The sequence below is a fragment of the Pseudomonas auratipiscis genome (assembly GCF_036324085.1).
In the GTDB taxonomy this organism is placed as follows: domain Bacteria; phylum Pseudomonadota; class Gammaproteobacteria; order Pseudomonadales; family Pseudomonadaceae; genus Aquipseudomonas; species Aquipseudomonas auratipiscis.
The window spans coordinates 1-15691 of the sequence record NZ_JAZDCU010000012.1 but is presented as its reverse complement, the minus strand read 5'-3'; the positions used below and the strand labels follow the sequence as shown (position 1 = coordinate 15691).

Annotated in this window: 14 protein-coding genes and 1 pseudogene; 8 read left to right on the top strand and 7 right to left on the bottom strand. The window is 57.5% G+C overall.

Annotation, left to right across the window (positions count from 1 at the left end; all coding sequences use genetic code 11):
• Nucleotides 1–159: 159 nt before the first annotated feature.
• Nucleotides 160–1170 (top strand): FecR family protein, encoded by a 1011-nt coding sequence (locus V0R60_RS17085; RefSeq protein WP_330080288.1) that lies wholly within the window; start codon nt 160–162, stop codon nt 1168–1170.
• Between the two features lie 29 nt (nt 1171–1199).
• On the opposite strand, the gene V0R60_RS17080 is transcribed toward V0R60_RS17085, so the two are convergent.
• Complete coding sequence (locus V0R60_RS17080; protein ID WP_136477228.1) at nt 1200–2519, bottom strand: Na+/H+ antiporter family protein; 1320 nt, start codon at nt 2517–2519, stop codon at nt 1200–1202.
• A 260-nt stretch (nt 2520–2779) separates the two neighbouring features.
• Between V0R60_RS17080 and V0R60_RS27045 the strand changes: the two are divergent.
• Both V0R60_RS27045 and V0R60_RS27040 read left to right on the top strand, forming a co-directional pair.
• Nucleotides 2780–4069, top strand: a pseudogene (locus tag V0R60_RS27045) (HAMP domain-containing protein); the annotation flags it as partial.
• A gap of 102 nt (nt 4070–4171) precedes the next feature.
• Nucleotides 4172–4927 carry a methyl-accepting chemotaxis protein gene (locus V0R60_RS27040; protein WP_371922326.1) on the top strand — a complete coding sequence of 252 codons (756 nt, stop codon included), beginning with the start codon at nt 4172–4174 and terminating at the stop codon, nt 4925–4927.
• Between the two features lie 6 nt (nt 4928–4933).
• Here V0R60_RS27040 and V0R60_RS17070 read toward each other — a convergent pair whose 3' ends face one another.
• A complete protein-coding gene (locus V0R60_RS17070) occupies nt 4934–6883 on the bottom strand; it encodes a S8 family serine peptidase (RefSeq protein WP_330080287.1) in 1950 nt (649 codons plus the stop codon).
• Between the two features lie 181 nt (nt 6884–7064).
• On the opposite strand from V0R60_RS17070, the gene V0R60_RS17065 reads away from it, so the two are divergent.
• From V0R60_RS17065 to V0R60_RS17055, 3 genes are all read left to right on the top strand, one after another.
• Nucleotides 7065–8081 carry an ABC transporter substrate-binding protein gene (locus V0R60_RS17065; RefSeq protein ID WP_136477231.1) on the top strand — a complete coding sequence of 339 codons (1017 nt, stop codon included), beginning with the start codon at nt 7065–7067 and terminating at the stop codon, nt 8079–8081.
• Nucleotides 8078–8944: an ABC transporter permease gene (locus V0R60_RS17060; protein ID WP_136477232.1), complete on the top strand. Its 867-nt coding sequence runs from the start codon at nt 8078–8080 to the stop codon at nt 8942–8944. The genes V0R60_RS17065 and V0R60_RS17060 overlap by 4 nt, the downstream gene beginning before the upstream one ends.
• 177 nt (nt 8945–9121) lie before the next feature.
• Entirely contained in the window at nt 9122–10039 is a 918-nt protein-coding gene (locus V0R60_RS17055; RefSeq protein WP_136477233.1) for an AEC family transporter, read from the top strand.
• Nucleotides 10040–10088: 49 nt separating this feature from the next.
• On the opposite strand, the gene V0R60_RS17050 is transcribed toward V0R60_RS17055, so the two are convergent.
• From V0R60_RS17050 to V0R60_RS17030, 5 genes are all read right to left on the bottom strand, one after another.
• Nucleotides 10089–11189, bottom strand: a complete 1101-nt coding sequence (locus V0R60_RS17050; protein ID WP_330080286.1) for a polyamine ABC transporter substrate-binding protein — start codon at nt 11187–11189, stop codon at nt 10089–10091.
• Between the two features lie 114 nt (nt 11190–11303).
• Complete coding sequence (locus V0R60_RS17045; RefSeq protein ID WP_330080285.1) at nt 11304–12626, bottom strand: sensor histidine kinase; 1323 nt, start codon at nt 12624–12626, stop codon at nt 11304–11306.
• The gene (locus tag V0R60_RS17040; RefSeq protein WP_203481656.1) at nt 12623–13291 is read right to left on the bottom strand and encodes a response regulator transcription factor; all 669 of its coding nucleotides are present in this window, start codon (nt 13289–13291) and stop codon (nt 12623–12625) included. The genes V0R60_RS17045 and V0R60_RS17040 overlap by 4 nt, the downstream gene beginning before the upstream one ends.
• Nucleotides 13291–13605, bottom strand: a complete 315-nt coding sequence (locus V0R60_RS17035; protein WP_136477237.1) for a PepSY domain-containing protein — start codon at nt 13603–13605, stop codon at nt 13291–13293. The genes V0R60_RS17040 and V0R60_RS17035 overlap by 1 nt, the downstream gene beginning before the upstream one ends.
• Nucleotides 13605–13913, bottom strand: coding sequence for a PepSY domain-containing protein (locus V0R60_RS17030; RefSeq protein ID WP_136477238.1), 309 nt, complete (start codon nt 13911–13913; stop codon nt 13605–13607). Before V0R60_RS17030 ends, V0R60_RS17035 begins: the two co-directional genes overlap by 1 nt.
• Nucleotides 13914–14072: 159 nt before the next feature.
• Between V0R60_RS17030 and V0R60_RS17025 the strand changes: the two genes are divergently transcribed.
• Both V0R60_RS17025 and queD read left to right on the top strand, forming a co-directional pair.
• A complete protein-coding gene (locus V0R60_RS17025) occupies nt 14073–15152 on the top strand; it encodes a patatin-like phospholipase family protein (protein WP_330080284.1) in 1080 nt (359 codons plus the stop codon).
• 52 nt (nt 15153–15204) lie between these two features.
• On the top strand, nt 15205–15561 hold the full coding sequence (gene queD / locus V0R60_RS17020) for a 6-carboxytetrahydropterin synthase QueD (protein ID WP_010226613.1): 357 nt from the start codon (nt 15205–15207) through the stop codon (nt 15559–15561).
• Nucleotides 15562–15691: the final 130 nt, after the last annotated feature.

Here is a 15691-nt window from a genome sequence, read left to right as displayed (position 1 = left end):
CTCTCGTCAAACCCGGCCTTCAAGTCGGGTATGACTGAGAACTCAGTTCTTTTACGAGCAACGGCGGATGAAAATCCTACAACTGATAGTCATTCGCCATTATCTCGGGTTCTCGCCGCCTAGGCTGCAAGGGTAGAATAGGCAAAACCGGGAGCCTTGATGAACCACACCAGCCACAATGGCGACGAACACGATGCCATCACCGATGCCGCCGCGCATTGGTGCCTGCGCCTGCAAGCACCCGACTGCACCGCAGCCGAACGGCTAGCGTTTGAGCACTGGTTGGCCGCCAACCCGCTGCATGCCCAGGAATACCAGGCAATGCTGGAGATCTGGGAGATCTCCGACAATCTGCCGCGCACTGCGACACCTGGCAATGTCATTGCCCTTCCCCATCGTCGTCGCCCCACTGTATGGCGCCATTATGCTGCGGCCGCAGCCATCGTGTTGGCGGCGTTGCCGGCAGGCGCCTGGATCGGCTGGGAGCAAGGCTGGTTACCGAACAACTATCAGTACCTGGAAAGCAGCAACGCCATCAGCCATGTCGTACTGCCTGACGGCAGTCAGGTGGAGTTGAACCTGGGGAGCGAGTTGCGCTTTACCAACTACAAAGATGAGCGCCGGGTCACCCTGGTAAAAGGCGAGGCTTTCTTCAAAGTCAAGCACGACAGCCAGCACCCTTTCGTGGTGCACGCAGCCCAAGGTCAGACTCGGGTGACCGGAACCCAGTTCAATGTGTGGAAGTATGAGGACCAAGTCAAAGTCACCCTGGTCGAAGGCTCGGTGCTGGTCAGCAGTGACGTCAGCGACCCCAAAGGGGGGTATCGCCTGGGCCCTGGGATGCAGGCACGCTACAAGTACGGGGACTACGAGCCGCGCTTGAACCAGACCTACGACAATGACACCAGCCTGGCCTGGCGCAATGGCAAACTGATTCTCGACAACCTGAGCCTGGCCCAGGCCCTGCCGCAGATCAATCGCTACCTGGATCAGCCCTTGAAACTGGCCGATGAGAGTACAGGCCGCATTCGTATCAGTGGAATCTACGACACCACCCAGATCAAGCGCCTGGTCAGCAATTTACCCAAAGTACTGCCGGTGTACCTGACCCGCAACAAAGACGGCAGCATGCTGCTGAACCGTATCTCACTACCGCCTGCACGGGGTTGAGCCTTGCGCTCAACCCCAGTTGACTGAAGTTACAGCGTCATAGCTGCCAGCCAGCCAAATGCCAGCAATGGCAGGTTGTAATGGATGAAGGTCGGCACCACGGTATCCCAGATGTGATGATGCTGGCCATCCACATTCAAACCGGAAGTCGGGCCGAGTGTCGAGTCCGAGGCCGGCGAACCTGCATCGCCCAGTGCACCCGCGGTGCCGACAATGCATACGGTCGCAACCGGATCGAAACCCAACTGAACACACAGCGGCACAAAGATCGCGGCGAGAATCGGCACGGTCGAAAACGACGAGCCAATGCCCATGGTCACCAGCAAGCCCACCAGCAGCATTAACAGTGCGCCGATACCTTTGCTGTGATTGATCCACACCGCAGAAGTTTCGACCAGGCTGTTAACCTCGCCGGTGGCCTTCATGACTTCAGCAAAGCCGGAGGCGGCGATCATGATGAAGCCGATCATGGCCATCATTTTCATCCCCTCGGTAAACAGGTCGTCGGTTTCCTTCCAACGCACGATGCCTGACACCGAGAAAATCAGAAAGCCGGCCATCGCGCCGATAATCATCGAGTCCAGCCACAGCTGAATGATGAACGCCGCGCCAATGGCAACGCTGGCAACCAGCAGGGTCATCGGGTTGTAGCGCACCGCCACCTGCTCGACCTGCTCGATTTTTTCCAGGTCATAGACACGTTTCTTGCGATAGCTGAAAAGCACCGCCACCAGCAGGCCAAAAAGCATACCCGCTGCAGGAATAGCCATGGCGTGTGTCACATTCACCGCGCTGACATCCACGCCGCTGCGACTGACGTTGGCCAGCAGGATCTCGTTGAGAAAGATATTGCCAAAACCCACCGGCAAGAACATGTAGGGCGTGATCAGGCCAAACGTCATCACACAAGCGACCAAGCGCCGGTCGATCTGCAGTTTGGTCAGCACATACAGCAATGGCGGGACCAGCAATGGAATAAAGGCAATGTGGATGGGCAGAATGTTCTGCGAGGAAATCGCCACTACCAACAACAGACCGATCAGCAACCATTTGACCTTGCCAGTGTTGGCATGGCCTTGCTGCCCCACCATCGCCAGAATACGGTCAGCCAGGGCATGGGCCATGCCGGATTTGGCAATTGCCACAGCAAAGGCGCCGAGCAAGGCATAGGACAAGGCAACCGTGGCACCACCACCCAAGCCACCGTTGAACGCCTTGAGCGTTCCTTCAATACCCAGGCCGCCCACCAATCCGCCCGCCAGCGCACCGACGATCAGGGCGATCACCACATGCACGCGGGACAGACTCAAGATCAGCATGATGCCGACCGCGGCAATTACTGCATTCATTCCTGTGACCTCTAGAAACCAGACAAAAAGCGACCGATTCGGCGACAAACTGCCCTGGAGCAGTGGCCGAACGACGGTATTTTTTATGGAGGGCGCACACTCTGAAGCAGGCCCCTGCGCTTGTCAAAGTTCGAAAGTCGAATGTTGTCGTAGGAATGAACGAAAACGACGCATCTAAATTGACCGTTTGAATAAAGAAGGGAGCTTGTCCGCCGATAACGTTGGCAGCCCCAATCTTTTTTGGATCAAAGGACTTCGCCATGTCGTTCAGACAACTTTCCATTCAGTGGAAAATTACCCTGCTGGCCGGTTTGTGCCTCGCCAGCATCGTTACTCTGCTGGTTGGCCTTTCGTTGTACCGCATGGAGCACAGCTCGGAGCTGGTCAAGACCAGCAGCATGCAAATGCTTACCGAAGCCGCTCAGGGACGCATCGAATCCCAAGGCGAAGTCCAGGCCTTGAACATTCGTCGACAGTTCATGGATGCCTACCAGTACGGTGCCGGTTTCTCCCGCCAGGTGCTGTTTCTGCGCGAGCAGGCCGAAAAGCGTTTTCTCGACGCCTTTGATCTGCGCGAAGACCTTACCCGCCAGGTGCGCGCCGCGCTGCAGGCCAATCCCGACCTGCTCGGCTTGTCGCTGGTGTTTGAGCCCAATGCACTGGACAACAAAGACGAACTGTTCGCCAACCAGGCGCAACTGGGCAGCAACGAACAAGGCCGCTTTGCCCTGTACTGGTCGCAACCGACTCCAGGCCAGCTGACGTCCATGGCCCTACCGGAAAAGGACATGGCCGATACCAGCATCGGCCCGAGCGGCGAGCCGGCCAACACTTGGTCGGTATGCCCACGCACAACTCGCAAGACGTGCGTCATCGAACCCTATTTCTATGAGATTGCCGGCCAGCAGGTGCTGATGACCAGCATCGTGTTTCCATTGATGGTGGCCGACAAGGTGGTCGCCACGCTGTCCATCGACATCAACCTCAACAGCTTGCAGGCCATGAGCCAGCAAGCCAGCAGCAATCTCTACCAGGGCCAGACTCAGGTAAGCATTCTCAGCCCTGTGGGCTTGCTCGCCGGTCACAGCCCGGCCCCCAAGAAGCTAGCCCAGCGCTACGACCAGGTCGACACCGAGAGCGGTGCCGAACTGATCCGCCTGTTGGCAGACAGCAAGGCACTCAACATTCTTCATCATAAAGACCGCCTCAAAGTCCTGGCATCCTTCTCCCCTATTCCAGGGAGCAAGTCCTGGGGGGTTCTGCTGGACGTGCCAGAAAGCGCCCTGACTGGCCCAGCTGAAGCCTTGAAGCAGGAGCTCGACAACAGCAACACCAGCGGCACCCTTCTCGAGTTGGGCCTGGGCGCCCTGGCTGCCGTGGTAGGCCTGCTGCTGATCTGGCTAATGGCCAAAGGAGTAACCCGCCCGATCCTTGGCGTAGCAGCCATGCTCAAAGACATCGCCAGCGGTGAAGGTGACCTTACCCGTCGGCTGCAGTACGACAAAAAAGACGAATTGGGTGAGCTGGCAGGTTGGTTTAACCGCTTCCTCGACAAACTGCAGCCAACCATCGCCGAGGTCAAACGCTCGGTTCAGGCAGCCCGTGACACTGCCGACCAGTCCTCTGCCATCGCCAGCCAGACCAGTGCAGGCATGGAGCAGCAATATCGCCAGGTGGATCAGGTGGCCACCGCCTCCCATGAGATGAGCGCCACCGCACAGGATGTTGCGCGCAGTGCCGCCCAGGCCGCTCAGGCGGCGCGCGAAGCCGACCAGGCAACTCAGCAGGGCCTTTCGGTAATCGATCGCACCACCAGCAGTATCGATACCCTGGCAGCCAACATGAGCACCGCTATGGCGCAAGTTGAGGGTCTGGCCGAAAACAGTGACAAAATCGGCTCGGTGCTGGAAGTCATCCGCTCCATCGCCGAACAGACCAATCTGCTGGCCCTCAATGCCGCCATCGAGGCTGCTCGTGCCGGCGAGGCAGGCCGTGGATTTGCGGTGGTCGCCGATGAAGTACGCAACCTGGCCCGCCGTACTCAGGAGTCGGTAGAAGAAACGCGTCAGGTGATTGAAGAACTGCAGGCCGGTACCCGTGAAGTGGTTGGCGCCATGGACAACAGCCATCGCCAAGCTCAAGGCAGCGTTGAGCAAGTCAGCCAGGCAGTTACCGCACTGCAGCAAATCGGCAATGCGGTGACTGTGATCAGTGACATGAATCTACAGATTGCCAGCGCCGCCGAAGAACAAAGCGCAGTCGCCGAGGAAATCAACAGCAACGTCGCGACCATCCGCGACGTGACTGAATCGCTCTCCAACCAGGCCAATGAATCGGCGCGAGTCAGCCAGTCACTCAATAGCCTGGCCAACCAACAGCAAGGGCTCATGGATCAGTTCCGCGTCTGAGCCTCTTCAGAGCTCATCCCTGGGCGGGTGGAACCTGCCACCACCCAGGATTTTATCGAGCAGGACCAATGTGCCGTGCACGTCGGGCCTTGCCCCCATTGGTGCAACGTCCGAGTGAGGCAAGGTGGCATCCCTGTAGCCTGCCTGCATGACCAACAAATGCATCTGATCGGCGTTCAGATAGATATGGTGCTGTTCCATCGCATAGGACTGGATCAAGCTCAATGCGCCGGTGACCAAGGGCGTGGCGCTCGAGGTTCCAGCGTAATGGGCGGTGTAATCCCTGTCATCGCCAGACTTGTCCTGCAGATCACCACCCCCTAGGGTTACCACACTGTCCCCCCAGGAGTTGAGCATTCGATACGGGTACCTGAAGTTCGAATACTGATGGGGTTTGCCATCCCAAGACTGGCACGCCCCCACCACGATCGCCTCGGCGTCTCCGTGGTTATCAAAGTAGCGCCAATCTGCAAGGTTGACCCCGTAGTGCGCCGTCGTACCCTTATCGGCCAGGCTTTTCGAACTGCCATTGCCTGCCGCGAAAACCACTACGGCCCCGCGTTCGGTCAGGGCTTGGGCCATATCCCACCAATCGCGCTCCTGCAGTGATGGCAGGAATGTCGACAACACATTCACGTTCGCCGACTGCCGATTGATGGCCACGATGTCTCCGGGCTCGACGTAACGCAGAAGATCCTTCGGTGTTCGCACACGAGATGCGTGGTCCTGCGCACGATTGTTGTAGAGGTACAGCTCGCTGGCATGGCAGATACCGGTCATCCCGCGCGAATCGGGGGTAGCCAACAGGATTCCCACTGATTTGGTGCCATGACCGGGATCATCGTTGGGCTGTTGCGTGATGATCCTGAGATTGGGATTGCCCTTGAGATCCTCGTGATCTGGAAACAAGCCACCATCTGAAAAGTGCACCCTTGCCCCTTTTCCGGTTACCTGACGGGCCCATGCCTTGCGCACATTCATGCCCTTGTATCTGATGCCAGGTTCATCCAGGTAAGTCTGCAACGCTTCGAAATCAGGCGTTGGCCGGGCCTCCTCATAGGCATCATTACCGGCCACCACCGCTGCACCTGTGAGCAAGGTCGCCAGTATTGCCGCGGCACCCGCGACAACCACCGCCGACTCGACTTCAGGCGCGACGAATTGAAGAGACTCAAGATATTCAAGTGCTTCCAAGGTCTGGATCAACGCAACATAGGTTTCATTGAGCATGCTCGACGGCTGTTCCAGATAGCAGTAAAGGCTGAGCACGGCCAGCTTGTCGTCGGAACGCTCCTGTGGGTCTAGAAGTGGGCGAGGATCAATGACGTCTTTGAGCGATGGCCAGAGGCGCACAAGATCGGAACCTGAGTCGGGTTCAAGCTCTGCCAGAAAACGCTCCAGCCCTCCCTCGAAGAACTTGAGCAGCAACGTCGGATAGGACATGCCTGGCGCCACAAAGGGAAACGGGTGCAGCGATTCACCCAGCGGATCCTCCACCTCCCGCGCCTCATTCGCCAGTTCGTTGCCCTGCCCCTCCACCACCGACCTTTTACGCCTACTGTTGCCAGCCGCCAACGGCACCGTATCGAGAATGCCTCTGCTCAACTCCCCTTCATTGATAACAATGACCAAGGGCTCCATGAGCAGCGAGTGGTGCTCATCAACAGGCACATCGGTTACACCGTCCTTGATCCTGACTCGCGGTCTGATGCTGTAAGTGCCTTTCGCTATCTCGGCGTGGAGCGTGGCAGGACAGCCATAATCACCCATCGCACCACTGTGGGCCTGGGAATACACAGACTTGGCGTCGATCGTCACCGGACCATCGGTCCCGACCTTTTCCAGTTCATAACGGATGCTTTTCACTTTATCCAGGCCACTGCCGATACAGCGCACGTGGAACTTTCCATCAAAGCGGAAGTTGCGGTAGTAAACAAAGTTCACATCAAGGCTCATGGGCTCACCTTTAAACGTTCTATCTCCATGCCCTGACCGGGCATACCGAGATACATGCTTGCCCGCCCCAAGCATCCCATCCAGATTGAAGACATTCCCGGTGCAAAGGCTCTTCGCCGGTAGGTCCGACCTCGTCGTCTACACTTTCCCGAATCCATGCAACTGCCTACGACGAGGCCCCATGAAGAAAATTGTGACGCTACTGGCCGGCCTGCTGTTCGCCTTTGACCTGACCGGTACCGGCAGTGCTACAGCCAGCGAGTCGAAGAAGACCATCCACTTTGGCGACATCACCTGGGAAAGCGGTAGCCTGACCACGGAAATCCTGCGCCTGATCGTCGAGAAAGGTTATGGCTACGACACCGATACCCTTCCTGGCAGCACTGTCAGCATGGAGGTGGCGCTGGCCCGCAACGATATCCAGGTGATCGCCGAAGAATGGGCAGGTCGCAGCCCGGCGTGGATCAAGGCCGAGCAAGCCGGCCAGGTGTTTGCCATCGGCGACACGGTGAAGAACGCCGATGAGGGATGGTACGTGCCTGAATATGTAATCAAGGGTGACCCCGCACGCAATATCAAACCTCTGGCACCAGGACTGCGCTCGGTAAACGAGCTCAAGCAGTATAGGTCGGTGTTCAGCGATCCCGAGACACCTGAAAAGGGCCGCTTTCTCAATAGCCCCAGTGGATGGACCTCCGAAACCGTCAACAGCCAGAAGCTCAAGGCCTATGGGCTGGAAAACGACTACGTGAACTTTCGCAGCGGTTCCGGCGCTGCCCTGGATGCCGAAATCACCTCGGCTATCCGTCGCGGCAAACCGGTGTTGTTCTACTACTGGTCGCCTACGCCACTCATGGGACGATTTTCGCTGGTGCGCCTGGAAGAACCAGCGTTCAACGAAGAGGCCTGGAAAACCCTGACCGACCCCAGCAACTCAAGCCCCCAAGGCAGTCGCTCGCTGCCTGCGAAGCTCTCGATCGGCGTCTCGGCACCCTTTCGTAAAGACTATCCCGAGCTAGTCGAATTTTTCGCCAAGGTCGATCTGCCTATCCACACTCTGAACAAAACCTTGGCGCAAATGAGCGAAAAGCGCGAATCAGCCAACGAAGCCGCGGTAAAATTCATGCGTGATCAGCCCGCAATCTGGAAAGCCTGGTTACCCGATGACATAGCCAGGAAAGTCGAGGCTAGCCTGTGAATGGAGGTTTCCCGCAATCCCTGCATTTCTCCTTCGCTGACAGTGTTAACCGATTTGTCGACTGGCTGGTCCTGAGCTACGGCGACCAGTTGCGCAGCGTTTCCGACGGTCTTCTGCAATTGCTGGTCGGCTTGGAAAACCTGCTGCGCGCGACGCCTTGGTGGTTACTACTGCTGATCGTCGCACTGCTTACTTGGCACGCCAGCCGCAGCTTTGTCCGTGCCCTGGTGCTCACCGGCTTGCTGTTTCTGATCGGCGTTATCGGTTTGTGGGACAAGCTCCTGCAAACCTGCGCCCTGATCGTGGTGAGCACAGGCCTGTGCATCCTCATCGGTGTACCACTGGGCATATTGCTGGCCAGTCGCCCGCGCGCGCGCCAGTTGATGATGCCAGTACTCGATGTCATGCAGACGCTGCCAAGCTTCGTCTATCTGATCCCGGTGCTGATGTTATTTGGTCTGGGCAAGGTGCCGGCGATCTTCGCCACCCTGATCTATGCGCTGCCACCTTTGATACGCCTGACCGAGCTGGGTCTTTCGCAAATCGACCCATCCCTCACTCGGGCGGCTCAAGGACTTGGAGCCAGTCGCTGGCAACGATTGCGACGGGTCATGTTGCCGCTGGCCATGCCAAGCATCATGGCCGGGCTCAACCAGTCAGTGATGATGGCGCTGTCGATGGTCGTGGTCGCTTCGATGATCGGTGCGCGTGGCTTGGGTGAAGATGTACTGGCAGGTATTCAAACGTTGAATGTGGGCAAAGGTGTCGAGGCAGGGTTGGCGATAGTTGCGCTGGCCATGGTGATCGACCGGATCACCCAGGCTTACGGACAGTCGAAGGCTAGCGCTTTCAATCAGCGCTGATCATCCACCATGATGAGCGCTCCCACCACGTCGATGCCGCGATCACAACCGAAACAATACCGCCCTACGTCGAAATCTGGACTTCCCCCCACTTTACCTTGCACATGCCAGTAGTCGTCGGCGCCACCTGACCGCAGTTTTGAAGTCCACCTTGCGCCAACATAGGGAAATCGCCTGATGCTGAACCTGATCCTCGCCACCATCGTGCCTATCGCCTTGCTGATCGCACTGGGGCGTGCACTGAGGAGCCACGGGTTTCTCGGCGAAGCATTCTGGCCCGCCGCCGAACGCCTGAGCTATTTCGTATTGTTACCCGCGTTGTTCACCCATGGCCTGGCTACTGCTGATCTTGGCGGGCTGCCAGTGCTCGACATGGTAACTGTGCTGTTGCTTTCGACCCTGATTGGCGGGAGCCTGCTGGTGCTGTGCAAGAGCGTGGTGGCTGACGATGGTGCCAGCTTTACATCGGTTTTCCAGGGTGGCGTGCGGTTTAACAACTACATCGGTGCAACATTGGCCGCCGGAATTTATGGCACCGGCGGTATCGCTCTGGCAGCAGTGGCGAATGCTGCCATCGTGCCAACGGTCAACATCCTGTGCGTGATGGTATTTGCACGTTACAGCGGTATACGTAGCTCGCCCGCCAGCGTCATCAAGGCAATTTTCAGCAACCCGCTGATTGTCGGGTGCGCCGCCGGTATTGCCCTGAGAGTCACCGGTATCGGCCTTCCAGCGGGTATCGAACCGACCATCAAGGCGCTCGGTCAGGCTGCGTTGCCACTGGGTTTACTATGCGTGGGGGCAGCACTGGGCAGCAGCGCGCAAGGGCTTGGTCCGCGCCCGCTAGTGGCCGCCTCGTTGTTCAAGTTCGTGGTCCTGCCATTAATCACCTACGGCGTGTGCCGGCTGTTCGGGCTTAGTGGCCAAGCGGCAATCGTCGCCATACTGTTTCAGGCACTACCGACCGCGTCGTCGTCCTATGTAATGGCCAGACAGATGGGCGGCAACGCTCCACTGATGGCCAACATCATTGCCTTGCAAACCTTGCTGGCAGCGCTGACTCTACCGGTAATGTTGAGCCTGACCCTGACGTGATCCTGCGTGCCGTGCCCAGTGCTGGCGCCATGCACGCAGGCAGCCAAGGCTACTTGTCCGACTTGATGCTGGTCCAGACACGCGTGCGTACACGCTCAAGCTTCTGTGGCAGCGGTTGCACTACATACAGCTTTGTCAGTGCTTGCGCGGTGGGCGTCAGGTTGGGGTTGCCGGTGATCTCGGGGTTTATCAGCGCCAACGAATCTTTGTTGGCATTGGGATAGCCGAGGAAATCGCTGATCGGGGCAATGACGTTCGGATCCATCAGATTGTTGAGGAATTCATGGGCCTCAGCCACGTTTTTCGCACTTTTGGGAATCGCGAACGTGTCGAACCAGATTGGCGCACCTTCTTTGGGCAAACGCCAGTCGACCACGACGCCATTACCTGCCTCTTTAGCGCGGTTGCCAAACTGGTAGAAGCTTCCGGAATAGCCGATGGCCACGCAGATATCGCCATTGGCGATGTCGGTCATGTATTTGGCAGAATTGAAATAGGTGACATAAGGACGAACCTTGAGCATCAAGGCCTTGGCCTTTTCGTAGTCCTCAGGGTTTTGGCTGTTGGGATTCAGTCCGAGGTAGTGCAACGCAAGCGGCAAAATCTCCGAAGGTGAATCAAGCATTGCCACCCCACAGGATTTGAGCTTCTGCATGTTCTCCGGCTTGAATACCAAGTCCCAGCTGTCCACTGGCGCCTGTTCACCCAACGCAGCCTTGACCTTGGCTGGATTGAAACCAATCAACACCGTGCCGTACATATAGGGGACGCCGTACTGGTTGCCCGGATCATTACTGTCGAGCAGCTTGAGCAATACCGGGTCCTGATGACTCCAGTTGGGCAACTTGCTCTTGTCCAGCTTCTGAAAGACGCCGGCCTTTATTTGGGTATCGAGAAACTGATTGGAAGGCACGACCAGATCGTAGCCCGAATTGCCGGTAAGCAGCTTGGCTTCCAGGGATTCGTTGGTATCGAAGGTATCCCAGGTGACCTTGATACCCGACTTGGCAGCAAAGTCCTTGGGCACCGATGGCAAGATATAGTCAGCCCAGTTGTACACCCTCAACTCTCGCACTTCAGCATTCACGGTGCCGGCTAACAGCGTCAAAGCTCCGGCGCCGACAGCAAGTATACGTTTAAGTGTGGCCATGGATTGTTTCCCCCAAGTTTGGCCTTCAGATTCTTGCTGAGCGTTTTGCCGGTTTACAGTGTGTGGTTGGCCAAAAAGAGATCGCAATGGCCATTTTCGTGTAACTACGTTGCCCTAGTGCTCCGCCCTCGCTGGTAGTTCTATGTTGACACGCAAGCCTCCCAAGGGACTGTCTTGCAGGGTCATGTGCCCACTCCAGACTTCGACGATGTCGCGCACGATGCCCAGGCCCAGGCCATGACCATCGATCTGTTCATCAAGCCGGGTTCCACGCTCGAGAACTTGCTCGCGCTCCGACACAGGTATTCCAGGCCCATCATCGTCGACAACAAGCAGGTACCGACCCGGTTGCTCCTCGATGCTCAAACGTACTTCGCTGTCGGCCCACTTGCAGGCGTTGTCGAGCAAGTTTCCGAGCAGTTCGAGCAAGTCTTCGCGATCCCACGGCAGCACTAGACCGGGACGTACCTGCTGACTCAGCTGCAAACCGTGGCCATGGATCATACTCAGGGTCGAAAGCAGCCCTGGCAGCTCGGCATCGCAATCAAATTGCGCACCCGGCAACGCATCACCCGCGAGCCGCGCACGATTGAGCTCACGGCTAAGGCGCTGCTGGATCTGCTGCAGTTGTTCGCGCAATTGCACGCGTACCTGCGGTGCATCCTTGAGTTGCTCGCTGGAGGCCAGACTCAAGAGCACCGCCAACGGTGTCTTCAGTGCGTGGCCAAGATTGCCCAAGGCATTACGTGATCGACGCAGACTGTCTTCGGTATGGGCCAGCAGATGGTTGATCTGCGCGACCAAGGGTTCGAGCTCGCTGGGCACCTGTGTGTCGAGCTGAGAGCGCTTGCCTTGCTGCAACTGAGCAATCTGCACGCGTACGCGTTCGAGTGGACGCAGCGATCGTGTGACAGTAATGCGCTGCAGGATCAACACCAGGATCAGCGCAACCAGCCCCATTCCTAGGCCGATCTGCTTCATGCGCCGAAACTGATCGCGCACCGGGGTGTAGTCTTGGGCAACGCTGATTGCGATCGCCTGGCCGAAGCGTCGGTAGTCGCTGCGCAACACCAACAACTGCTGGTTTTCGGGCCCCAACTCCAGGTCTGTGTGCAGCCCGCTTTTGGCCGGCGCAGGCATATCGAGGTCCCAAAGTGAACGGGAGCGCCAACTCTTGCCGTCAAAGTCGATGCGAAAGTAATAGCCGGAAAACGGTCGTTTGTAGGCCGAAGATATACGCCGCTCATCCAGCTCAAGGCCAGATTGCCCTTGCACCATCGCGATGAGCAGGTTCTCGCTCTCTTTGCGCAATCCCGTCTCCAGGTATCGCTGCAGCCCTACCTCGAACAACCACAGGCTCAACTGCGCCAGCGCCAGGCCTACCAGCACCAGTACCGCAATCAAGCCAAGGCTCAGACGCGCCTGAATCGATTTCACCCGGCGCTCCCTGCATAGCGATAGCCTTGACCCCGTCGTGTTTCAATCACGTCACGGCCAAGTTTTCTACGCAAGTGGTTGACGTGGACCTCCAGCACATTGGAGTCGCGCTCGGTCTCACCGTCATACAGGTGCTCTGCCAGATGGCTTTTGGAAAGAATTTGCTGCGGATGCAGCATGAAATAACGCAAAAGCCGAAATTCTGCGGCCGTAAGCTGGATATCGACTCCGTCGCGCGTCACACACTGGCGTCCTTCATCCAGTTGCAGGCCGGCAGCTTCCAGGGTTGACTGGTTGGCCAGGCCACGCGCGCGGCGAAGTAACGATTGAACCCGCAGCATCAGTTCTTCAGGATGAAACGGCTTGCTCAGGTAGTCGTCTGCACCGGCTTTCAAGCCCTCGATGCGCTCAGCCCAGGAACTGCGAGCGGTGAGGATCAGCACAGGCGTCAGCAACCCACCGGCGCGCCACTGTGCCAGTACTTCAAGCCCGGATAATCCTGGTAGACCGAGGTCGAGAATTATCAGGTCATAAGGCTCGCTGCTTCCCTGATAGACCGCATCCCTGCCATCGGCCAACCAGTCGACTGCATAGCCTTGACGCTGCAGGCCTTGGATCAATTCGTCCGCTAATGGGACATTGTCTTCGACCAGTAAAAGGCGCATCAATCATCTTCCTCGTCTTTGAGCAACATTCCATTGGATGCATTGAGTTTGATCTCACGCACCACGCCTTCTGGGGTCAACAACTCGACTTCATATTCGTAGCGGTCGTGTTTCTCTTCAAGTTCCGCCTCCAACAACTTCGCCCCGGGATAGCGTCCCAGGGCGTCGTTGAGGAGTTGTTCCAGTGGCAGGATTACGCCTTGCTGCCGCAGCTTCAAGGCTTCATCCTGGTCAAGATCACGGGCTACGGCCAGCGAGCTCAAGGCTAACAGCGCAACGAGAACCGTTTGTGCTGATCGCAGTCGTACGGTCATTAGTTGTCTCGAGCGTCCTTGAGGATTTCACCGGTCTTGGCATCAAAATCGACGTCCCATTCAACATTCTGGGCATCGCGAAGCTCGACCTTGTAAATGTAGCGGCCGTACTCGTCTTCCAGCTCCGAATCGGTAACGGTCGCACCTGGATGCTTGGCAACGGCTTTAGCTTTCAGCTCGTCTAGCGACATGATGGTCTTGGCCTGAACCAGCTTCACCACTTCATCAGGCTGTACGTCTTTAGCCAGGGCAACGTTGGCACTAAGAGCAAGGGCAGCGGTGGCGAACAGGGCAGTCAAAGTTTTCATGAGTTCTCTCCGTTGAGATCAGAATTGTTTCTACGAGGACTAGATTAACCAACCGAACTTAATTGAAGCTGAAAACGACTGGCGACATGATAGCGCACCCCTGGCCCACAACAGGACCGCCGTTCTCTATAATTGCCGGCTCCAGAAAGCGAGACTCGAATGAGCGCAATCCATATCAAGTATCCGGCGCTGACCCTCAAGGCAGGCAGTCAGGCCTTGCGGCGCATCGGTGAGTGCGGACTCCAAGCAGCCGATGTGGGTGTGCTACCCGGCGCAGCGGGCGGCCCAAAGGCGCTCGGGATCCAGGGCCTGGATCTGGCACTGTTCGGCCAGTGGCTGCCCAGTGCCCCCCGTGAGCGCGCGTTGATTGGTGCATCCATCGGCTCCTGGCGCTTCGCCAGCGCCTGCCTGCCCAACCCAGCCGAGGCGCTACAGCGCCTGGGACAGCTTTACACCGAGCAAGACTTTGCCAAAGGTGTAACCCAGGCCGAGGTCAGCCGCAGTTGCCGAGGCATGCTCGATGAGCTGCTGCAGGGACGTGACAGACAAGTCCTCGAAAGCCCGGATTACCGCCTCAACATCATGGTGGTCAAGAGCCATGGTCTATTGGCACATGATCACCGTGCACGCTTGGGAATGGGCCTGTCTTCGGTGATCGCCGACAACTTGATCGGACGGCCTCGATTGGCCAAGCATTTCGAGCGGATCATTCTCCACGACGCCCGAAGCATGCCGCCTTTGCAGCCATTGACCGATTTTCCATCGCGCTGCTTGCCGCTGGATGCCATCAACCTGCGCCACGCGCTACTCGCCTCTGGATCGATACCTATGGTAATGGAAGGTGTGCGTGACATCCCCGGTGTAGGCTCGGGAACTTACCGTGATGGAGGCCTGCTGGATTACCACTTGGACTTGCCGTATCAGGGCGATGACATCGTGTTGTATCCACACTTCACCGACAAAGTGATTCCAGGCTGGTTCGACAAAGCTCTGCCATGGCGGCGAGGAGATGGGCAACGTTTGCGCAACGTTTTGCTGCTTGCGCCCTCAGCTCAATACCTCGCGGCCCTGCCCTACGGCAAACTGCCTGATCGCAGTGACTTTAAACGTTTCATGGGTGATGCGAGCAGTCGTCAACGTTACTGGCACAAAGCGATGTCCGAAAGTCGACGATTGGGTGATGAGCTTCTCGAGCTGATAGAAACCGGCAGGCTGCACGCGCAACTGCAACCTTTGTAACGACCGTACTGGTAAACTGCCTACCAGCATAGGCTTTCAGAGTTGAGACAACGTGGAAATTTTCAAAGAGTTCACCTTCGAGTCGGCACACCGCCTTCCGCACGTCCCTGAAGGACACAAGTGTGGGCGATTGCACGGCCACTCGTTCAAGGTTGCCCTGCACCTGACCGGCCCACTGGACCCACACACGGGCTGGATTCGTGACTTTTCCGAGATCAAGGCAATCTTCAAGCCGCTGTACGAGCAACTGGACCACAACTACCTGAACGATATCCCTGGCCTGGAAAACCCTACCAGTGAAGTCATCGCCAAGTGGATATGGGATCAGGTCAAACCCTTGCTGCCGGAGTTGTCCAAGGTACGTATCCATGAGACTTGCACCAGTGGTTGCGAGTACTACGGCGACTGAGTCAGTGTCCACTGTGATCAATCCACCCTGCGGGGTGGATTTTTTTTGCCATTGATTTGCTGGAAGGGATGGTATCGCCGGGCACGCTCGCTACCACAGCGGCGAGGTGTGCGATGCCGGAAAAGACAAA